This window comes from Taibaiella soli (assembly GCF_003236175.1).
Lineage (GTDB): Bacteria > Bacteroidota > Bacteroidia > Chitinophagales > Chitinophagaceae > QKTW01.
Map to the genome: position 1 here is coordinate 54,202 of NZ_QKTW01000026.1, position 22,494 is coordinate 76,695.

Annotated in this window: 11 protein-coding genes; 7 read left to right on the forward strand and 4 right to left on the reverse strand. The window is 44.7% G+C overall.

The window, feature by feature from the left end; genetic code table 11:
* Positions 1 to 196 precede the first annotated feature (196 nt).
* The 3 genes from DN068_RS19565 to DN068_RS19575 all read right to left on the reverse strand — a co-directional run bounded on the left by DN068_RS19565 (position 197) and on the right by DN068_RS19575 (position 12,153).
* Entirely contained in the window at positions 197 to 6,679 is a 6,483-nt protein-coding gene (locus DN068_RS19565) for an Ig-like domain-containing protein (protein ID WP_111000642.1), read from the reverse strand.
* A gap of 286 nt (positions 6,680 to 6,965) precedes the next feature.
* Entirely contained in the window at positions 6,966 to 7,277 is a 312-nt protein-coding gene (locus DN068_RS19570) for a hypothetical protein (RefSeq protein ID WP_111000643.1), read from the reverse strand.
* 106 nt (positions 7,278 to 7,383) lie between these two features.
* Positions 7,384 to 12,153, reverse strand: coding sequence for a T9SS type A sorting domain-containing protein (locus DN068_RS19575; RefSeq protein ID WP_111000644.1), 4,770 nt, complete (start codon positions 12,151 to 12,153; stop codon positions 7,384 to 7,386).
* Between the two features lie 407 nt (positions 12,154 to 12,560).
* On the opposite strand from DN068_RS19575, the gene DN068_RS19580 reads away from it, so the two are divergent.
* Positions 12,561 to 13,232, forward strand: a complete 672-nt coding sequence (locus tag DN068_RS19580; protein ID WP_111000645.1) for a response regulator — start codon at positions 12,561 to 12,563, stop codon at positions 13,230 to 13,232.
* A gap of 95 nt (positions 13,233 to 13,327) precedes the next feature.
* Here DN068_RS19580 and DN068_RS19585 read toward each other — a convergent pair whose 3' ends face one another.
* A complete protein-coding gene (locus tag DN068_RS19585; protein WP_111000646.1) occupies positions 13,328 to 16,441 on the reverse strand; it encodes a sensor histidine kinase in 3,114 nt (1,037 codons plus the stop codon).
* Between the two features lie 738 nt (positions 16,442 to 17,179).
* Here DN068_RS19585 and DN068_RS22185 point away from each other — a divergent pair.
* The 6 genes from DN068_RS22185 (at position 17,180) to DN068_RS19620 (ending at position 22,391) form a co-directional block, all read left to right on the forward strand.
* On the forward strand, positions 17,180 to 17,758 hold the full coding sequence (locus DN068_RS22185; RefSeq protein WP_165836469.1) for a DUF1801 domain-containing protein: 579 nt from the start codon (positions 17,180 to 17,182) through the stop codon (positions 17,756 to 17,758).
* A 126-nt stretch (positions 17,759 to 17,884) separates the two neighbouring features.
* On the forward strand, positions 17,885 to 18,118 hold the full coding sequence (locus DN068_RS19600; protein WP_111000648.1) for a hypothetical protein: 234 nt from the start codon (positions 17,885 to 17,887) through the stop codon (positions 18,116 to 18,118).
* Between the two features lie 183 nt (positions 18,119 to 18,301).
* The gene (locus DN068_RS19605) at positions 18,302 to 18,940 is read left to right on the forward strand and encodes an alpha-ketoglutarate-dependent dioxygenase AlkB family protein (protein WP_111000649.1); all 639 of its coding nucleotides are present in this window, start codon (positions 18,302 to 18,304) and stop codon (positions 18,938 to 18,940) included.
* A 17-nt stretch (positions 18,941 to 18,957) separates the two neighbouring features.
* On the forward strand, positions 18,958 to 20,694 hold the full coding sequence (locus DN068_RS19610) for a thiamine pyrophosphate-dependent enzyme (protein ID WP_111000650.1): 1,737 nt from the start codon (positions 18,958 to 18,960) through the stop codon (positions 20,692 to 20,694).
* Between the two features lie 143 nt (positions 20,695 to 20,837).
* Positions 20,838 to 21,632 (forward strand): SDR family NAD(P)-dependent oxidoreductase, encoded by a 795-nt coding sequence (locus DN068_RS19615; protein ID WP_111000651.1) that lies wholly within the window; start codon positions 20,838 to 20,840, stop codon positions 21,630 to 21,632.
* A 207-nt stretch (positions 21,633 to 21,839) separates the two neighbouring features.
* Positions 21,840 to 22,391: a type 1 glutamine amidotransferase domain-containing protein gene (locus tag DN068_RS19620; protein WP_111000652.1), complete on the forward strand. Its 552-nt coding sequence runs from the start codon at positions 21,840 to 21,842 to the stop codon at positions 22,389 to 22,391.
* Positions 22,392 to 22,494: the final 103 nt, after the last annotated feature.

Here is a 22,494-nt window from a genome sequence, read left to right on the forward strand (position 1 = left end):
AACAGGCAATTGACAAACCATAAATCTATTTTCTTATATGCTTAGTTTTATTCGTATACCATTGAATCGAGACTCGAAAAATCTTTAATTGTGATTCAAACTTTATTGAGGTGACATAAAAAAGCTGCCCCCAGTCTTACAGAAAAGACAAAGGGGCAGCAAAAAAAATGGTTCTATAAACAAGTAAATCAGCGACTTATTCTGATTTGAAAATCTTCTCAACCGCGATCGGGTGATTGTCGGTATCAAGGATTGTCATCATGTAGACACCTGCGGCCATATCGCCAAGGTCAACACGCTTCACATTTTTTACATTTATCAGTTGTTTTCCGGAAAGATCGCTGATGATCACATTCACGTTCACGGGCGCTTCGATATTTACGATACTGGTAGTTGGATTCGGATAAATATGGATGGCGGTATTGTTGACAATACTTCTTACACCTACATCCGTCACATTGATCGTATTCGATTTATTCGAACAGCCGTTTGCATCGGTTACAACTACGTAATAGTTGCCAATCTGCGTGGCCGTGTAAGACGCTGTGTTCGCACCACTAATTGCGGTTCCGTTGAAATACCATTGATAAGCATTGAATGTTCCTGTAACGGTCATTGTCTGCTGATTTAATGTAATGGCCGGTGTCGGTAATGCATTTACGACGAGCGAATGCACCGCTGAGCTGTCTTTACAGTTTTGCGGCGAGGTCACAGATATGGTATAAGCACCCGCAGTTGTGGTACTGTATGTTGCATTGGTAGCACCGGAGATTGCATTACCATTAAGTTTCCACACGTAGCTATTTCCGGATGATACTGATAATGTTGCTGTATCACCTGCACAAATTGCAAACGGACCGGATACTGCTGCTGACGGATGCGTATAATAGCTGAATGCTATAACACTGGAAGTCTCCATACAACCATAAACATTCAAAACGTAAACGCGATAATTGCCACTACTCAAAGTAGTATAACTAGTGCTGGTTGCGCCGGCAATATCGGAGCCATTATTCTGCCATTGATAAGCATTAACGTTTGTCGAGCTGGCAGTAAAGTGCGCTGTATCACCAGCACAAAGACCGGTTGGCCCGGTTGTAGTTACTGAAGGAAGCGGCAAAGCGGTCAGCACGATGTTGCCCGAGCTAACGGTACATCCTGTTTGTGTGCTTGTAACTGAAATGGTATAAGTGCCCGCAGCCGTTGCCGCATATTGATTACTGGTCGCGCCGGATATCGGACTTCCGTTAAAATTCCATTGATAGGTCTGAGTAGCCGGTGTTCCGTTAGTCAAAGACAGGTTTCGCGGAACATTCGGACAAAACTGACTGGTGCCTGGCAATGGATTGGTAATAATATTAATGCCGTTTACTACGATTGGAATGATATTGGAACTTGCCGTACATCCTGAACCCGCAGAAGCTACCACGGTGTAGTTACCCGCCAGTTTCACGTACACTGAATTGCCCGTTGCACCTGTGATTGCCGTGCTGCCAAAACGCCATTGGTAAGTAAGACCAGCAACAGGTGTCAGACTCAGCAAAGTGCTATCGCCCGAACAAATGGTTGTTGGACCACTAGTAATTACTGGCGCCGAAGGCGCTGCAACCTGAGTCAGGACAATATTTCCCGACGTTGCCGTACAACCGGTTTGTGAATTGGAAACAGCAACTGCATAAGTACCGGCATTCCCGGCTGAATAGTTATAGCTGGTACCACCGTTAATCGGGTTGCCGTTAAAACTCCATTGATAGTTCAGATTGCTGCCGGTCGGTGCTGTAAGAATCGTTGTTCCGTTCTGGCAGAATGTAGCAGCACCAGCCGCTGGCGTAGTCACTACATTTGGCAGCTGATTGATCGCGACTGTAATTGGAGTAGAAGTAGAGAAACAAGTAGCACTCGAATAAACACGCAGACTGTAATTATCCGATGTTGTAGCAGTGTAAGACGTGTTCGTTGCACCGGAAATAGCGACACCATTTTCCAGCCATTGGTAAGTCACGCCGGTTGCCGGTGTAGTGTTTAGCGTTACGGTATTACCGGCACATACACTGGCCGGACCCGCAGCTGAAATGCTTGCCGCCGGACCGCTACCAACTGTTACAACCTGCACCGTTGAAGTGCGGTTACAACCAGAAACGCTGTTGCTTACCGCTACCGAATAATTACCTGTTGCATTTGCAGTATAAGAAGCATTTGTTTCACCAGAGATACTCGCACCGTTGTTCATCCATTGGTAAGTTTGATTGCTGGCTGTTAGCACACTCAGCACCACATTACTGCCGGTGCAGAAAGACAGGGAACCAGAAGGCGTCACCGTTACATCCAGTGGATTTACAGAAACCGCTTTAGCAACTGAGGTACCGAAACAGTTTGATGCGTTATAGACATTTACAGTATAGCTTCCTGTTGTTTTCGCTGCATATTGCAAACTGGTAGCTCCGCTGATTGGTGTATTATTTTGCAACCATTGATAAGTATAACCCAACCCTGCATTGGCATCGAGCATTGCGGAGTCGCCCTGGCAGATAGTCGTGTTATTTGCCAGAATTGTAGCTGCAGGCGGCAATGTATTACTCACAGAAATAGCTGCTGTTGCGCTACAACCAAAACTGTTGGTTGCCTTAAATGTATAGGCACCTGCTGCAGATGCCGTATAAGTGGCATTGGTTGCACCACCAATCGGTGTAGTACCATTCAGCCATTGGTAGGTATAATTGCTGCCAGTAGAACCATTAATAGTTACATTGGTGCCGCCACAAAAACTAGCTGTAGTTGCTGGTGTAGTTGTTGCGGTTGGTTTTGGATTTACGTTTACGGTACTAACTGTACCCGGAATCGAATTACAGCCACCATTAAACACATTCGTTACGCCGTAAGTAGACAAGGTTGACGGACCAGCCCAAACCACGCTATTTGTGTCAGAAACAGCAACCGGCATAGTCATCAGTGAATCTTTAAACAAACCAGTTGTCGGCACCCAGTTTACATTAAATGCCTGGCGCCCCATCAGCTGCATATCAGGGCGCGAGTTGGACGTTGTGCCCTGGAAGCTGCCAGACGGGAAAAAGCTTGGAATGGAACAGTTATTCGAGGCTCTTACCGATATTACAGAAACGAACGGAGTCAATGTCTGATACACCTGTCCGTTATTACCCACGGCGCTGGTTGTCGTACAACTTGAAGTCGTATTGCATGTGGTACAATTCAGAAAGCTCACATCTACGGCAACGTTCGAAACACCATCCCAATAAAATGGTGCCTGGAAATTAATAGTTGTCCAGCCGGTTGTGGCCGGCGGACGATAAGTTGCATTATACACAGGCGTGAAACCTGTTGTAACTAAGTTAGCTGCCGGAAACGCACTTACGGTAGTATTGGCCAGCTGAATGGAGAAATTGTTCAAATTGGAATCTGCTGCAGGATAAGGTGCATACATATTGAACGCTATGGAAGTCATATTACCTGCGGTAAGACCCTGTGTAGTTAGTTCAGAAGCAAGGATCAGGTATTGTTCATGATCCGATCCGTTGTATTCACCAAAAGGCGTCGGATACACAAGCGGGCCATTAAAGGTGCCTTGTGTACCTAATGTTGCCATCTTCGGATTGTCTGTTGGCACAGCGGTCAGTTTAGTGCTAGCACCCTGACATATAGCAGCCGTTGCCGGTGTAACCTTTGGCAAGACTGGTTGTGGAAAAATCTGGAATGCTGTTTTGGAAACTTGCTGAGTAGTAGGACCTGCTGCAGGCGGAAGATTTACGGTAGTGGGGCAGAAAGTACTTGCCAGCCCTACCAGACTAACGCCCACGTTGGGGTTGGTATTATTGTCTTGTGCTGCGATAAAATAAACGACAGAATCACCACCGGTAATTGAGGAAGTGAGTATGGAATAATCAAACGCGAAGGAAAAATTACTGCCACCGGTATTCACGCCTGTCACATATTTCCAACCATTAAAAGAAGAGACATTATTGCCCGGGTACACGCCAAAAGTATCCGATTCCGAAGCCTTTCTGTAATATAATCTTGGAGCATTCGTTGTTGTATTGACGCCGCTTGCATCGCTGATACTGGCAGTGAGCACCGGGGCCGATAAACAATAAGTTTTCGGAGACAGTGCGGTATAGCTAATTGCAGGTGGTGTAAAATCGCCTGCGGCGGTACCGGTAAACTGCAATGCACCTGCGTCTGCTGGCATTGTTCTGATAATACCACTGTAGTCAAGTGTTACAGCAGGAACGATCGTCGCAATTGCATTTTGCTTCGCGAAAGAGCTGCCTGTTGGCGCATAAGTCGGCGTACTGCCGATCTGGCTCAGGTTATTTTCAGTAAAAGTTGACGCCTCTGCAGGGTAAAAGAATTTCTTGTACTTACTGCAATTAGTATTAAAACCTGGATCGTTGGCGAGGTTGTACATATTGGTCAAACCAGCCAGCGATGTGCCCTCACAATAAAGATAGATGTTTGCATCAGCGGGCGTCCAGTAAACATTACCACCGCTGGTTGGCGCCAGACCTGTGCCCGGATAAGGTGGCGTATTCGCAACACCAGTAAGCGCGCGTAATGCACTCACCACCCCAACGCCATTCGGCGCTGCGTTTACACGAATAATATTGTTACGGATATCAATAATCGGGGCACCGTTGCCTGAAGGAAAGAAAATCCCCGTTGCGCCAAAATCAGTACCTGAACTTCCAATTGGCATAAAGCCCGGTCCTATATTGATCGTATTGTTGTAGATGTTATAAAACTTGCCATTGTTCGAAAGATAAAGACCTACAACCGGCGAAAAACCCGTCGCATTTGGCGCACGGAGATCGCTGATCATATTGTTGTAGAAATTTAAATTCACGCCGGTAAAAACATACATACCCGCCGTAAAAACACCACTGTTGAGCGTATATCTGACCTGATTATTCTGAAGATTAGTGACCGTATTATTATATACGTCAACGGTACCCGTAGTGCCCACTGTAAATATCAAACCATACATAGGCGCAGGCATAGCCGAAACACCATTACCATTCAGTGTCAGGTTGGAAACCGTGTTATTGAAAACGGATACTGCCCCGCCGGAATTTGTTGAAATACCATAGATAGTTCCTGTATCCACGATATTCGTCACCAGGTTATTGCTGATTACAGAACCGGTACCATTAGTGGCGGTAAACAAACCATAAAACCACGCGCCGCCACCATTAATATTAGAAATTGTATCAAAAGAAACCGTTCTGATCGGATAAGGACTTACCCCACCTGCGATATTCATAGGATACAACTGGGAATTATTGGTGAAATAACCTGGCGCGTTTACATTCGTTACCTTATTACGGAGAAAATCAAACGCTGTACCGCCTATCAGCGAGCCGCTCTGGTAAAATCCCATTGTACTGCCGGAGATAGGAACACCTGTACGGTTGATCCCGTCAATCTTGTTATCATTAATTGCCCAACGGGGATTGCTGCCGAAAGATGCACCGGAGAAATAAACAAGCCAGTGATTTCCGTTTGAAGATGAAGTTTCTGAAATCCTGTTTGCCGTACAACTCAATACATTTGCGGCGCCCGGCACATTAAATGCATTAATACCAGTACTGATATTCTGAGCGCCTGTAGAACTCACAGCCACTGTATTTGTATCAATATCGATTTCATTTGCATTAGTACCGCCACAATTCAGATAAACAGCAATCAGATTAGAAGCAACTGGTCCTTGGGTCAGGTTGATATTGTTTTTCCGCACAATAACGTTACCACCAACAGCTGCACCGTGATAAATACCATCGAGCACGTTGGCTGACGCGATACCACCATTTAGCATGTTGTTGATTGTATTGCCGCGAATCAAAGTATTATTGGCGTAACCAAAAATATAAACAGCGGAAGCTTCATTTGCACCGCCACCGTAATTCGATATCGTGTTACCATCGTTGGCACCATAGCCACCTATAATGTTACTCTGATCATACAGCGCGTAATTACTTGCAGCTGCATAACCATAAATGTAAATACCGTGGTTACAGCTACGGATATCACAGCCTTTCACCACATTATAACTATTGGCATCAGAAGGCGCCGCAATCGGTAACTGTGTGGTTAGTGCGCTCAGCGCGATATTCATCATCATGATGCCCTTGCTGCCGCCATATGTCGCTAACGCAATCGCATTCGGCACGTTCGTGTTGAGCTTATTCAACTGAATATTACAATTGCTGATCACATTATACTGACAACCATCAAAAGGTGCGGTAGCGCTGAGTTTCACCATACCGTAGCCCCACTCCATTTCTGTCGTGTACGACACGGTGTTCGTATCAACCAGATGCAAGGCATTTATGGTTACATAATCTGTCCCCCTCATGGTAAACATACCATCCGAACCGCTGGTCCCTACATTGGAAGTAATCGTATTTCCGTTACCATTAATCAGTAACCGACTCGATGCGGTAAGCGAGCTATTAAGCGTGGTACTGCCAAGCTGATAACCACCGGCGGGCGCGTATTGAGGATTCCCCGCTGTAATGTTTACGGTGACCCCTGAAGATCCAACACCTTGGGAGTTTAAAGCAGATACGACATCGTTGAGTGTCGCATAAGAAGCACTCGGAACCGTGACAGTCCCCGACAATTGTGCTTTTGTTTGTTGTGCACATAGCTGGAATAGTATCAGCAACATGCCTAGTGGTTTCATTCTCATGATAAACAATGGATAATAAATGAAGAACAGACCGAACGAGGACACTTAAACATTGCATCCATAAATCGCCGGATTATAAATTTATTTTCCCTGCCTGTTCAGTGTATTACAACTTCATTGAATTACCATTCGAAAAATCTTGAAATATCTACTTGTTGGATATAGACTATTAATTATTGAAAATTCCCAAAAACAAAGAGACGTCCCCGAATTAAATCAAGGACGTCTCTTTTAAAATGTATTCACATGTCAAATCACGGTTCAGTTACCGTTTCGCCATCAGCTTGCGGCCTTTAGGTTTTGGTGCTTCGAAATAGCCAATTCCCCATCCACTGACTGCAACATTTGAATTCTGTTTTTTAATTACTGCCTCCGCTTGTTTAGCATCGAAATGCTGACGGGAAGCGTTGGCGAGTGCATGCTGTAAACCTGTTCCGGAAAGCGGCGACCAGGATTTATTTGGTCTGGCAATAGAGTGCCTGCCATCACATTCCTTGATCTGGGCTCCGGATGAATGAAAGAATAAACACAATGCGATTACCGCCCCAAACGATCTGAAAAAAGTAGTTTCTTTCATTATTAAATACTTCGTAAAAAAATAGAGTTCAAAAAAGCTGGTCAAAAAAGAGGTCGCCTCAGGATTGAGGCGCCTCTTATAAGAATATAGACCCGGAAGCTTTTTACTATTGTTTAACCAGCTTCTGATTCAACAAGACATTTCCTTTTTCGTCCGTTACTGTTACGAGATAAATGCCATCAGCGATATTGCCGAATGTCAGTTCCTTAGTATCCGATGCTTTTGTAATAACCTTACCGACAACATCACGTAAAGTGATGGTTACATTGTTGGCAGATTGCACATAAATGCGATCGTGCATAGGATTCGGATAAACCGTTACCTTATTATTCAGGTTCACAGATCCTACGCTTTCCGGCGTCAGTGTGGTATCTGCAGAAGTACCATAGCAACCAGTAGTGCCTGGAACAGTAACAGAATATTGACCATTGGTCGTTACCAGATAAGTTGCATTTGTTTCACCCGCAATCGGTTGTCCGTTTTTATTCCACTGATAAGCGCTAAATGGAATGGTAGTGCTGAGGATATAACCGTTTACAATCAAAATCGGAGTTGGTGAAACATTAATCGTATCAGTTACTACAGCCGAAGTATCATGACAACCAGCACCCGTATATTCATATACGCGATACACACCACTTGCCGTTACTTTATAGCTGTTTGAAGTAGCCCCTGTGATATTGGCGCCATTTTGCTGCCATTGGTAAGAAAGACCTGTTGCCGTATTTGCGTTCAATGTCAGAGAATCACAAGCCTTAGTTGTAGACGAAGTAATCGTTGCAACAGGAGATGCGCTCAGTGTTACGGTAGCTGCAACCGCTGAAGTATCGCTACAACCAGGGCCAGCTACTACATACACGCGGTAAACACCGTTGGCAGTAACATTATAAGCGGAATCCGTAGCACCTGAAATGTTTGCACCATTTTTCTGCCATTGATAAGTAAGATTCACTGCGTTGTGTGCATGTAAATTCACAGAATCACAAGCTGATACAGCACCGTTTGGTGTGATTTGCGCAGCGCCGACAATCGGTGTGATTACAGAAGGCGCAGAAGGTGCAGAATTACAACTTGACAATACACTTACTACTGTATAATTAGTCGCTACCGTTGGGTTGGCATATACCACATGATTGGTATCCGCAGCCGTCATCGGAATGGTAAGTGCAGCATCTTTATAAAGACCTGTTACCGGATTCCAGCTGATTGGTTTTGGTGCACCAAACACGAGTTGCACATTCGGACGCATATTGTTTGCAGTAACATTAGCTGTCAGATAAGAAGAACGTGAAATAATAGAATCATAAAGCATTGGAGCAGCCAGCGGACCGCCGTCAATATAGTACATGTTCAGATTGCTGCTCTGTGCAGTATTAAATGTGCTTACGTTCCAGACAGTCGACGAGTTTCTGCAAATAAAGTCTACTACAAGGTTGCTTGTTCCGTCCCAGGTAAATGGCGTATTCAACAGATAAGTATTAAGACCGTTTGCAACAGAAACCTGTCCTTTAAATACCTTCTGAATCGGCTGCCAGTTAGCGTTTGAAAAAGATGTAGCGGTGGTATTGCCCATACCGATATTCAGCGAATCAAAGCCTGTAACACCAAAATTCAATGCCACGTTTAACGAAACCGCAGAAATCTGCACACCCGGTGTCATACCTTGTGCTGTCAATTCCGCTGCGGTGAACATCATTTGCTGACGGTGATTATACTGATATGCAGACAAAGGCGCGTTGTTATCATTATTCAGATTAAACGTAGAGTCAGTTCCCAATTTAGCAGTAGTAGGCACTGTTGAAGCGCCGGCAGCAGTGATCATAACCGGGCTGCCACAAACTACAGCGGAAGCTGGTGTCAATGCCGGAGATACCGGTGCCAGTATTCTGTAATAATTTTTAGCTACAGTATTCGAAGTAGGTGCAGCTGCAGATCCGATGTTTACAGATGTGAGACAGTAACCGCTCGCAAAAGCAACCATGTTGGTACCCGCATTTGCCGGTGCTGCTGTATCCTGCGCCACCACGAAATAAACGATGGTATCGTTTCCTGCAACAGGAGCAGTCAGTAAAGAATAGTCGGGAGTGAAATTGAATACAGAACCGGAAGTGTTGGTACCTGTTACATATTTCCATCCGTTGAACGCAGCAGTATTTGTTGTACCAAAAGCATCTGCTTCTGAAGTTTTGCGATAATACATACGCGGAGCAGCTGTAGTAGTGTTCACGCCCGTACCATCATAAATATTCGCAGTCAGTGTTGGCGCAATATTCGCACAAACCGAAGTAGACGGCAATGCGCTATAACTGATTACCGGAGGGAAATAGTCTTTATTCGCACCGTGAAACAGAATAGCACCTATATCAGAAATTGTTGCACGAACACCACCGATCTCATCAGTAGTAATTGCAGGATTCGTAATTGGCGAGCTGCTGCTGCTGGCATAAGACATACCTGAAGGAGCGTACATGCCCGGGTGACCTGTTACAGCAACCGTGTTGTACTCTGTAAAGCTCGTACGTTCTTTCTGTCCCATCCATGCCTTATAAAGACTTAGACAAGAGTTGTTGAAATTCGGATCATTGAGTGGACCATAAGCGTTAATTGCAGCGGAGTTAAAACCTTCCGCATAATAGTAGCAAGAACCAGCAGCCGGTACGTAGTAAATATTGTTACCGGAAGTATTCGCCATATAAACCGGCGCAGGACCACCTACGTTACCGGATTGTTTTACGATAGCACCGACCATACCAAAACCGTTTGGCATACAATCAAGATAGACGATGTTATTACGGATATCCATACCCATCAGTTTATCTCCCAGATAAATACCGGCTACACCAAAGTAAGACCCGGTGCTGGTTGGATTGAGACGAACCGTATTGTGATAAATATTGTAGTAAGACGTGTAGTTAATAGTACCAACCAGATAGATGCCATAAATACTCGGCCATGCCCAGTTTGGCGCCGAATAATCACTGATAGTATTGTTGTACAGGTTACAGGTACCCAGTCCGGCTGTACCGGCGATACCATAGATCGCACCTGATGTTGCAGCACCGGTGCCGGTGGCCGCAAGGCCAGTAATCAGGTTGTTATAAACAGAGTTGCTGTTATTACCGCCATCGATCTTGATACCATACAGAAAACCGTTCGCAGTGGTATCTTTCCCAACGTAACAATCATGAAGATCACCGTTGAAAGACTTATCGACAGAGATAAAAAACGCATTATTGTTACGGCAGTTCGTAACTGTATCGAAAGCCATTACTGATCCTTTCGCACCGTACATCGCCAGGTGTCCGTAAAAAGCCCCGCCCGTAGAAGTGGTAACAAAACTATACATCGATACACATTTATCAACTTTGTTGTACATGTACGTTACTATGAAACCGTTTGGATCAGCGTTGGTGCTGAAAATACCGCTACCTGTATAGAAGCATTTCAGCTGTGAATTCGAATAGCAATTCTGCATCAGGTTTCTGGTAAAAATCAGCGACCCGGTTGGTGCCTGATTGGTGGCGTTATCAATCCCCGTCAGCTCACCACTGCCACCCGCAACTCCCAATTTGTTCAGATTGGTGAATTGGTTATTTTGAATAACGGTGTATTTACGGCTACCTGCAGACGTATTGCTGCCTGATTCGTAAATACATTTGATAGTACTGTTACTGTTAGTCTTGGTCATACTCGACCAGATGATATTCGTAAAGTTGTTATTGCAGATACTATCAATATTAAAGTCGGTATAGTTGTTGTAAAGCCCGTAGAAGTTACCGGCCGTCGCAGAGGTATCCGTTCCCGTAATCGTATTATTGACAAAAACGAATTTTGCGTTGATATCGGAATGACCCGTAGTCGGAAACGCAGAACCAATGAGGTTGTTATTAAACACCGCATACATATTACCGCTCGCAAACGCCGCGCTCGGCGCCCAGCTCAGATCATACGTGTTGTTTTTAATGGTCATGTTACCTCTACCGGTACCCAGCGACATCATCGCCAGTTCGGCAATGGATGGTGTTTGCGTATTGGAAACAGAAAACTGATTGTATTGAACAGTCAAAACAGAATCAAACTGCACGTAAAGACCTGCAGTACGGTTATTGGTACTGCCGCCCACTTTCATCAGATTACCTGCTGCAGCCGTCGCACCGCCAATTACGTTGTTGTAATCATAAAAACCCGGAGCGTTCATACCACGAAAAGACATCGCAGTGTCGATGTTGCTGATGTTATTGCCCGAGAAAACGTTATAGCTGTTTGCGTCTCCTGCAACAGCGCCGGTTACCGGCAGTATCACGCCGCTGGCAGCATTTGAGTGCGCCATACGGATACCGCATGACACCAGGTTAGCCGCATTCAGCGTAATGGTACAATTGGTGATCGTATTATACTGACAACCATCGTAAGGAGCAGTAGCATTAAGTTTCACCAGATTATACCCCCATTCCATACGTGTAGTAGTAGTGGTATTTGCTGCATTTTCCGAAAGATTGAGGCCATTGATCGTTACGTAATCGGTACCAAGGATAGAAAAAATCGCATCACTCGTTCCCACGCCGGTTCCGGCTGTAATAGTGTTACCGTTACCGTTGATGACAATCGTCTTGGCTGCCGACACACTGCTGTTCAGCGCTGTACTGCCAAGCGCATACCCTGTACCCGGTGCCGTCTGCGGATTCCCCGAAACGACATTGATGATGACACCACCACTGCCTACACCTTGTGTATTCAGTGCTGTAATTGCCGTGCCCAGATCTGGATAGTCGCCCGGAATATTTTTTGTGCCGGACAACTGGGCACTCACCTGCAAACTCATGATGCTTCCTGAAAACAGCAGAAGCATACGCCGCCATGTAGTTTTAATAATCATTAGATTGATTTTGGGGGTTTCGGTGATTGCAATTTTTTGTCGCGACCACCATTAATTAACAATTCGTTTTCGGGGAATGAAAAAAGCAATAAGCCATTTCTATTCGCGACTTACAAGGTCGTTTTTTGCATCGCAACACAACTATGAATGCATTGAATTCTGATTCGAAAAATCTTTAATCACTATTCGAATTATATTGAAATGCAACATCCAGGAAGTTTAAACAGAATAAACTTGTTAACGTAAACAACTGTATAACAACAAAAAAGACATAAAACAGAAATAAATTACCAGGTAGCCTCGTTTCATACGACATCTACAATAATGCGATACAATTGACTAACTTGCCGGTTAATCCCAATATAAGACATCAAAAAATCCGCACTCCATCAACGGTATTATTGCTTATGATCGCTAAAAATCTTGTGAACAACCCCGCTATCAATGTACTCATAGCCGAGGATCATTATCTGGTCCGGAAAGTGACAAAACAGGTCGTGAAAACCTATTATCCACAAGCTACTTTCGAAGAAACAGACAGCATTGAGGAACTGGCAGATATGGTGAAAAACGGAAAGTATGATCTGCTCATTCTCGATATTTATCTGGCTGACGGCAACGTGATCTCTACCCTCCCTTACATCAAACAACATGCCGGACCGGAAACAGGAATTTTATTCTTCACGATGTGCAAGGAAGATACTTATGCAAAACGCCTGATACAGCTGGGAGCAGACGGTTTTCTGAATAAAAAGGCAGATGAAAACGAGATTAAAGAATCGCTTCAAAAAATTCTGGCCGGCGAGAAATACATCAGTCCTTATATGCAGCGAAAACTCGCAGAGGAAGTTGTAAGCGGCCGCAAAAGCAACCCGTTTGAAGAACTGACCAACAAAGAATTTGAGGTGATGCTTTATTTATTGCAGGGGCATTCACTCAACGATATTGCAGACATTACACACGTTTCTGTAAGTACAGTAAGTTCACATAAGAAAAGAATGTTTGACCGGCTGAAAATTACGAGCCTGGTAGAATTAACGCAGCTGACTGCCATACATAATATCATTCCCGGCGGATAGCATTATTCAAAAAAGATAAAAATTAAGGGTTAAATAAGTTCGCGACTGCGCCACTTATTTAACCCTTTCTTCATTTACCTATCAAAAATCAGCGATCAGAAAATCATTCCTTTTCGTTGCACAAATGCAACAGCGGGCAAGTGAATATTTACAACGGTGCCTTGTCCCTGCCTGCTTTCGATGGCAATGCTGCCGCCTAATGCATGCGTCAGATCCCTTACAATGCGCAGCCCTATTCCTTTCCCACCCTCTTCATTGGTTCCTTTTTCCGGACTTACGCCCAGCATACCATTGATCTGCTGCAAACGCTGCTGCGAAATACCCTTGCCCTGATCGCTCACCGCAACCGTACACAATTTCTTTTCGTCGGAATAAAACACATCAATCATCACTTTACCGGAAGATGAAAATTTAATGGCGTTACTGAATAAATTATAGAGTATGATCCCGAGCAATTTCGGATCGGTAAATAACTGCTGACGGGCGTCGAATATCAATTCCAGGCTCAGGTTTTTGTAAGCCGCCTGCGAGCGCAGCGGTTTCCATTTTTCGGCCACCAGATCGGCAAGCAAAAAGTTTTCATTGTATACCGAGAATGTATCCGCATTCTGTTGTAACTGTGACCAGCGTACCAGATCGTCGGTAAGGCATTCCAGATTTACCACCGTATCTACCACATCTTCTAAATCTGCCTTCGGAACCGCAACATTCGTATGATCTCCTCCGCGCAGCAAACTGATCAATGCACGTTCTATATACTGAAGTGGCGTTGCAATGTCGTGGCTCAATGCCGAAAGCAAACGGTTCTTCAACACATTGTTGCGATGCAGCTGCAGATTGGTGGCACGCAGATCTGCAGTGGCCGCACGCACATGGCTTTCCAGCTGCCTGTTGCGCCTTACGAGCGACCAATAACGCATCCGGAATAACAGAAAGACCAACAATACACTTCCCAATACAATCAACAGCAAAAACCAGGTGGTCTGATACCAGAACGGCGCGATTGCAAAATTGAAACGGTGCATACCAGCTTCCGTGCCAAAAGCAGAGCGAAGCAGCAAATGATAATGCGTATTACTGAGCACAGGAATCGTGATAAATCCAGATGCGGGAATGTCCAACCATACTGGTCTGTCAAATCGTTCATCTGTAGTCAGCGAATAACGCATCTGACTGCCCGAAATTTTCGTCCAGGAAGGTGCCGCAACATGCAATTGAATTGTTTGTGTTCTGGGTCCGCAGTTCAAATCTCTGACCGCGTTTTGTGAAACGCCATCCACCCAGACATTATCGATGTATAACACGGAATCTGTAGTTGCGTAAATACGCGCCAGCGTATCGGGATGAAATTGCACCAGACCATACATAGAAGGCAAACTGATCTTACCTCCCGGCAAACGCAGGTAAGCCGGATTACACCCTCCGTTAAATTCATTGGAATGCAGACCGTAATTACGGTCAAAATAAACGTATGCAGGTGTTATTTCTTTTGTATCCGCATAAGACAGCATTTTATGATAATCCGCGATCAACAGACCATGATTTGTGGGAAGAAAAAGATACTTGAAATCTTTGTCTGGAATCGCGGCGTGTACATACCGGAGACGCGATTCCACATCGAGTGGAAAATGGATAGCCTCCCCATTCCGATATAGGTAAAGACCATCGCCATAGGTGGCGCACCAAATGTTTCCACGGCCATCCTTCTCTATAAAGCGAACATCTTTCCCCTTCGCAAAAGGCAATAGCCATCCCTTGTCTGTACCGTTTTTCACAAGATAAATACCTCCGGAAGTACCTACAAGAAGCCCATCCGGGCATTCATAAAATGTTTCAACATGGTAAGAATCATTAAAGCCGATCAGCTTTATGCGATGCAGCGAATCGTGAACTATATAGCCTATATCAATGCCCTCCGCATCAGACATCCATATTTTACCGCCGGAAGCCTGATAAAAAGCCCTCACTCCTTTCTCCACAAATAAAACCGGATGAGCTATTCCGTCTGGTGTCCGCCGGTACACGGTCCCCCTAATGCTGTACCACAAACTCCCGGAACGGTCTGTCATGAAAGTAAAACTAGCCGCGTTCTGCAACGAAGGCTCTACGCCTATATACGCTCCGTTTCTGAAAAGCAGTCCCCGCCCCGATAAAATGGTACTGTTGTTGGGGAAAAAAGCCTGGCCATAAAATACTGCCTGTATATCTTCACTAGCCGGTGGCAGCAACGTTGTGAAAGGCACCGTATGAAAAACAAACAAACCCTGCGATGCGGAACTTCCGACTAAGGTAAATTCATCTTTCTTCCAGATAGCGCTCAGCAGTAGTGCGCGGGGGAATTGGGACAAAACTGTATCAAAAACAACATGGTGTTCTTTATTTAATGCAACGGAAAATACGGTGCTCCCAATTGCATAATACCCCATCACATCAGGATTTTTACTGACGACGACTTTGGTGTCTTCATTGTGTTTTTCGGGGCCCATCTGTTCAGATACCAATGCTCCTTTTGCATTATAAACCTGCAACATGCCATCATCCCGGAAGTAAACGACATACGGCGGCTTAAAAAGCGTGTTTACCTCTTTTGTCGTCTGAATTGGAATTTCTTTAAATAGACCGGCAGCATTATACCAGTCCATATGTGCCTGTGAAACTTCTACTATAGTGTCGGTAGCAAGCTGATCTCCGAGTGTATACCCTTCCAGCCCATTTTGCCGCTTAAAATTTACAGATTGTTTTAATACAGCATAAGAGTTGAGCTTTCCGATTTTGGAATTCAGCAAAAGCACGCCTATACTGTCAAAATTCAACGGTGTTATTTTCACGATTCTGCTGGCATAAATGTAAATCAACTGCAGATCGGTGGTCTGGGCCAACAGCGTATCTCCCTTATAGTACAAAGACCAGATACGGTTGAGGAATCCGGAAACATCAGACCTGTTATGTTCAGGAGTATAAAACTGAGCACCATCAAACCGCTGTATACCGGATTGGGTTGCCAGCCAGAGAAAACCAGCTTTGTCGGGCAACATATCAGTCACGCTGTTCTGCAACAGTCCGTTCTCATCGGTGTATTGCTGAAGAAAATAAGATTTTCCGCCATTACCTTGTACAGATTGTCCGGACGAAATAATGCTCCATGTCTGTAACAACAGCAGCATGAAAAAAACGGGGAAAAGATTGATGTGGCGCGCAGTAACCTTCATCGGGCACGGTTAGTAATTGCTATTAAATTACTCAAATAAAAAAGAAATTTTCAATGGAAATAAAATTGATATTCCTTTATTCATAAAAAAAGCCGGGCATTAGACAATGCCCAGCCTAATATGTGCAAAAAAGACTTAAAGTCAGTATAACCTGACGGTGCAAAATTTTTAAAAACCCTTTTGCAATAATGTTATCTGAAAAAAATACGCCTGGCATAGACATACCCAGCCTTGTCTTAGATCAAATGCGTGTTTTCACACGAAAAAAGTTGTTGCTGATCTCACCCAACTAAAACTTAACCATCGTCACCAAAACTTCCCTTTTTTGATTTTCTCCAATTTTTTCGGGCCACAAAGGTCTGCAATCAAAATTCTGACACGGGCTTAATTTATTGAATCTACATTCAAACTTTATCCAATTTTTGAGCAATTAGCAGCGAAAATATCCTTAAAACACTCATGCAATCCGTTCACTCAGAGCTGTTTTGATAAGATATCGGGCTATTTGCGACTCAGAAAGAACACGTTCCCGCCCGGAGCTGAATCATTTCTGCTAAAAGAGCGCGCATTTCCACTCAAAGAGGGAACGTTCATGTTCAGAGAAGGAACATTCCCACTAAAAGAGGCAATTTCCAGGCTAAAAGCTACAACCGTTCCCATAGTTGCCAAATCGGCGTTCGCAATTAGATATTTGAGTTTTCTGTAAGTTTGATGCAGCACAATCCAAACACTTCGACTATGATGCCTAAAGCCGAAAACATCGACGCCTATATCGCCCGGTTTCCTGACGACGTTCAAAAACAATTGCAGCAGATACGCAAACTCATAAAAAAAACGGCGCCCGGCGCGGAAGAAACAATCAGCTACGGTATGCCGGCCTTTCGCCAAAACAGAGTACTGGTTTATTTCGCCGGATATAAAAATCACATAGGGTTTTATCCAACTGGTTCCGGAATCAAGAAATTTGAAAAAGAAATACAAGGTTATGTGCATTCAAAAGGCGCGGTACAGTTTCCTGTCGGCAAAGCCTTACCGACTGACCTGATTAAACAAATCGTTGCTTTTCGCGTAGCGGAAGATCATACCGTCGCAGATCTGAAAAAGCAGGCGAAACCGGCAAAATCCAGTGGCAAAAATTTCGCCGCGTCGCTGTCCGCACCCGCACAACGGGCTTTGGTCTATGCCGGCATTAATACGCTCAAACAACTTGCAAAATGGAAGGAAGCTGATCTGCTAAAACTGCATGGACTTGGCCCGGGTTCTTTGCCAAAGATCAGGGAGATTCTGGCAGCAGAAGGATTATCGCTGATTTCCTGAGGGCTGATTTTTGCGTGATGAATGGCCGGTTGTGCGCTTCCCGAACTATACAAACATTGTTAAATGTCTGTTGACTTTTGAATTTTGCTTCTTTGAATTTTGACTATTCACTTTAGACGCTGAAAGATGCATTTTACCGCTACAACACACAACAGTCGCTATTTTGAGATCATAGACGATCTTGATGAAATTACAGGCACGCTCAATTACGATATTTGGACCGACAGTAATGCGACAACACTCACACATAACTACACAATGGACGTCGACATCATTGCGGTCGATACAGAAACGACAGCGGTATTGCCCATCCTGATGGTCTATGGTGCGAAATATTTTAAAACACGGGCAAGTTCATGATGGTGGAACGGTGAATGATCAAAGTAACGCAGATGGGTTCGGGAAACCCAAAATATCAGCCCAAAATCAGCTCCCCACTTTTCGCATCTCGTTTTTGACTTTTGACTTTTGACTTAATTTTTACGGTATGATTTTTCTAACTTCATTATCACATCCACTCTGCTGATCAGATAATGGCCGGTCATGGAACAACTCAGTTTTTTCGAACACGATGAAAATGACCTCAGCGTATTGGCTGATGTGCTGGACTATTTGCCGGCAATGTTTACCAAAGCGGTAGGCGATCATTATCTGGCGCATTTTATCAAATCAGTTCCCTGGCAACAACGATCTGTTTTAATGTATGGCAAAGAAGTCATGACACCGAGGCTTACCGCCTGGTATGGTGATGTAGACGCCGATTATTCTATTTCGGGGAGTAATGCTACGCCACTTCCATGGACAGACGAACTGCTGGAGATCCGCGAAAAGGTCATAACCCAGTCGGGCTTTAATTTCAATACTGTTTTACTCAATTATTATCGCGACGGCAATGATTCGGTCAGCTGGCACGATGACCAGGATAATATTCCGGGGAGAAATCAGATAGTAGCTTCCGTAAGTTTTGGACAAGAACGGATGTTTGATATTCGTCAGAAGAAAAACCATGCAGTCAAGTATTCCATTCCACTGCCAAACGGCTCGTACTTGTTGATGAAAGGGCGTTTTCAGGATGACTGGCAGCACCGCATCGACAAATCGAAACATCAGATGAAACCGCGCATTAACCTCACATTCAGAATCAGCAATACCCGCATTATTTCAAGCAATCTTTCTCCATAAAAACAAATTTTTCAGCAATGAGTCAGAATGTAGCAGATCAAATCGTAACCATGCTCGTAGCCGCCGGTGTGAAAAGAATTTATGCAGTAACCGGCGACAGTCTCAATCATCTCAACGATGCGGTAAGAAGAAACGGACAGATCAAATGGATGCATGTACGCCATGAAGAAGCGGGAGCCTATGCTGCTGCCGCGGAAGCTGAACTGGAAGGCATTGGCTGTTGTGCCGGCAGCGCAGGTCCGGGACATGTGCATCTGATCAACGGTCTGTACGATGCACACCGTTCCAATGTGCCCGTAATTGCCATCGCCGCCACCATTAATACAAATGAAATGGGTACCGAATATTTTCAGGGCACCAATACCATAAAACTGTTTGATGACTGCAGTCTGTACAATCAACTTATCACCACACCGGTGCAGGCGCCGCATATGCTGCAGACAGCATTGCAACATGCGATCCACAGAAAAGGTGTAGCTGTAATCGGATTGCCCGGAGATGTCTCTGCACAAAAAGCACAGGAAACAGAAACATCCCTGCACACCTATCGCACCAATAGCATTCTGCGTCCAGCAGCACAGGAACTGAAAGATCTGGCGGGTTTTCTCAACGAAACAAAGAAGATTGTTATCTACACTGGCATCGGCGCGGCAGATGCACATAACGAAGTGGTAGCACTTGCGCAGAAATTAAACGCTCCGGTGGGTTATTCTTTCAGGGGTAAAATGAGTATGCAGTATGACAATCCAAACGAAATCGGAATGACCGGATTGCTGGGCCTGCCTTCTGCTTATCACGCCATGCATGAGGCAGATTTACTACTGTTGCTCGGTACCGATTTTCCCTACAGTCAATTCATGCCTACTGATAATAAAATCATCCAGATCGATGAATGTCCGGAGAAACTGGGTCGCCGTGCGAAATTATATATGGGCTTGCACGGCAACGTAAAAGATACGCTGGAAGCATTGTTGCCAATGATCGATCAGAAAAGCGACGATGATTTCCTGCAGACCGAACTGAAGATCTATGGCATGATCAATGACCGCCTGCAAACCTTCGCTAAAGAATCGGGTGAAACCGATAAAATAGAACCGGAGCACGTAGCCGCGGTGATCAATGAAATGGCAAGCAGCGATGCAATCTTTACGCTCGATACAGGCATGTGTTGTGTCTGGGGTGCCCGTTACTTACACGCAACGGGTTTCCGTAAAACACTCGGTTCGTTCAATCATGGCTCTATGGCGAATGCGATGCCGATGGCTATTGGCGCACAGGCCGCCTATCCCGGCCGTCAGGTAATTGCATTCTGCGGAGATGGCGGTATTTCAATGCTGCTCGGCGATCTCGCTACTATTCAGCAATATAGGTTGCCGGTAAAACTGATTGTTTTTAATAACCGCGCACTTGGAATGGTGAAACTGGAAATGGAGGTACAAGGTTTGCCCGATAACGAAACCGATATGGTGAACCCTGATTTTGCCTTAGTAGCGCAGGCAATGGGTTTTACAGGCATTAACGTGCATGAGCCATCCGAACTGCGACCGGCGCTGGAAACTGCATTTAATTCAGACGGCCCCGTTTTGGTCAATATATTCACCAATGCGGATTCGCTGGCGATGCCGCCAAAACTGGAATGGGAACAAGCTAAAGGCTTTGCAATGTCGATGACCAAAATGATGCTCACCGGCAGAATGGATGAAGTGATGAATATTATCCGCACTAATTATAAACACATCCGGGAGGTGCTTTAATACGGCTGATTGACGATCGCGGATGTCTGATTTACTTCAAAATTCAATCAATATTTACGCGCAACTTGCAATACCCAAAGAAATTGACTTTTGCCTTTCGGCTCCGCTCGGAGTGACAATAAAAAACTTTCGACTTTTAAAACATGGATTTACAACTAAAAAATAAAACAGCATTTATCAGCGGATCTACTGCTGGTATTGGTCTTGCAATAGCTGCCGGCTTATTGAAAGAAGGTGCAACGGTAATTATTAATGGTCGCACAGAAGATGCGATCAATAAGGCAATTGATGTACTGAAGGGGGAGATTCAGGATGCGAATGTGTACGGGATTCCGGCCGATTTTTCGAACGAAAAGGAAATCGGTGCATTACTATCAAAGCTGCCGGACATTGACATACTGATCAATAACGTGGGCATCTTCGAACCAAAAGCATTTGCTGAAATTTCAGACGAAGACTGGTTCCGCTTCTTTAATGTGAATGTGATGAGCGGTGTTCGATTGTCCCGCCATTTCTTCGATAAAATGATTGCAAAAAACTGGGGCCGTATCATTTTCATCTCCAGCGAATCTGCGATTTTCATTCCGGATGAAATGATTCATTATGGCATGACCAAAACAGCGCAGTTAAGCATTAGTCGCGGTTTGGCGGAACTAACGAAAGGTACCGGCGTGACCGTAAATTCCGTTTTGCCCGGTCCTACGAGATCCCGCGGTGTTGGTGATTTCCTGAGCGACCTTTCGAAGCAGGAAGGGGTAACAGAAGATGAAATGGAAACGAAATTCTTTAAAGATTTTCGCCCAACGTCTCTGCTGCAACGTTTTGCATCAACAGAAGAAATTGCGAATATGGTGGTGTATCTCTCGAGCCCGCTTTCTTCCGCGACTAACGGTGCCACGCTGCGTGTAGAAGGTGGTTTGCTGCGGAACGCTTTTTAAATTCAAAAAGCAGAAAGCGCAACCTCTAAAGCTGAAAACTGCCTGCATTATTACAAGTTGCATCTTTACGGTTCTACGAAGCCGCTTCAGCTCGCTTGCCAGGCAGAACAGAATCGTAGCCTCGCGACGTATTAACCCATTGACGCCTCAACTTATTAACGTGCTCCGGTGGTATGATAATGGTGCTTTTTACAGAAACACTATACTATGGAAGGGAAACTGAAAGGCAAAAATGTTGCCATCATCGCTACAAACGGCGTTGAACAATCTGAATTTGAAGAACCGCTAAAAGCTTTGAAAAAAGCAGAGGCGAATATCAAAATTATTTCGCTGAAAGCGGAACCAATTAAAACCTGGAAAAACAAAGACTGGAGCGATACACACAATGTGGATCTGACGATCGATCAGGCAAATAGCAGCGACTATGATGCAGTTGTATTGCCGGGCGGCGTTATCAACGCGGATATTTTACGAACAAACCAGGATGTGGTCAATTTTGTTAAGGATTTTTTTGACGCCGGCAAGCCGATTGCAGCTATTTGTCACGCGCCGTGGATATTGATTGAAACCGGGGCTTTACGCGGCAGAAATGTTACCTCTTATCATTCACTACAAACTGATCTATCCAACGCCGGCGCCGTTTGGATTGATGAAGAAGTGGTTGTAGATAACGGCCTGGTGACCAGCAGAACACCAAAAGATCTGGTCGCTTTTTGCCAGAAAATGGTAGAAGAAATTGGAGAAGGGGTTCATCACTGATTTTTTGACCGCTGATAGCTGATTTGTGAAGGGGCAGTGGTCAATGGTGAATGGTCAATTTTATAAGACGTAAAACAACAACGAAATGAGTGCTTTGCTTCGT

What these genes read in the sequence shown, in the direction of transcription:
- DN068_RS19575 (WP_111000644.1), bottom strand. Translation starts at nt 12,153, where the DNA reads ATGATTATTAAAACTACATGGCGGCGTATGCTTCTGCTGTTTTCAGGA.
- DN068_RS19620 (WP_111000652.1), top strand. Translation starts at nt 21,840, where the DNA reads ATGGAAGGGAAACTGAAAGGCAAAAATGTTGCCATCATCGCTACAAAC.
- DN068_RS19570 (WP_111000643.1), bottom strand. Translation starts at nt 7,277, where the DNA reads ATGAAAGAAACTACTTTTTTCAGATCGTTTGGGGCGGTAATCGCATTG.
- DN068_RS19585 (WP_111000646.1), bottom strand. Translation starts at nt 16,441, where the DNA reads ATGAAGGTTACTGCGCGCCACATCAATCTTTTCCCCGTTTTTTTCATG.
- DN068_RS22185 (WP_165836469.1), top strand. Translation starts at nt 17,180, where the DNA reads ATGATGCCTAAAGCCGAAAACATCGACGCCTATATCGCCCGGTTTCCT.
- DN068_RS19605 (WP_111000649.1), top strand. Translation starts at nt 18,302, where the DNA reads ATGGAACAACTCAGTTTTTTCGAACACGATGAAAATGACCTCAGCGTA.
- DN068_RS19610 (WP_111000650.1), top strand. Translation starts at nt 18,958, where the DNA reads ATGAGTCAGAATGTAGCAGATCAAATCGTAACCATGCTCGTAGCCGCC.
- DN068_RS19565 (WP_111000642.1), bottom strand. Translation starts at nt 6,679, where the DNA reads ATGTTGCTGATACTATTCCAGCTATGTGCACAACAAACAAAAGCACAA.
- DN068_RS19580 (WP_111000645.1), top strand. Translation starts at nt 12,561, where the DNA reads ATGATCGCTAAAAATCTTGTGAACAACCCCGCTATCAATGTACTCATA.
- DN068_RS19615 (WP_111000651.1), top strand. Translation starts at nt 20,838, where the DNA reads ATGGATTTACAACTAAAAAATAAAACAGCATTTATCAGCGGATCTACT.
- DN068_RS19600 (WP_111000648.1), top strand. Translation starts at nt 17,885, where the DNA reads ATGCATTTTACCGCTACAACACACAACAGTCGCTATTTTGAGATCATA.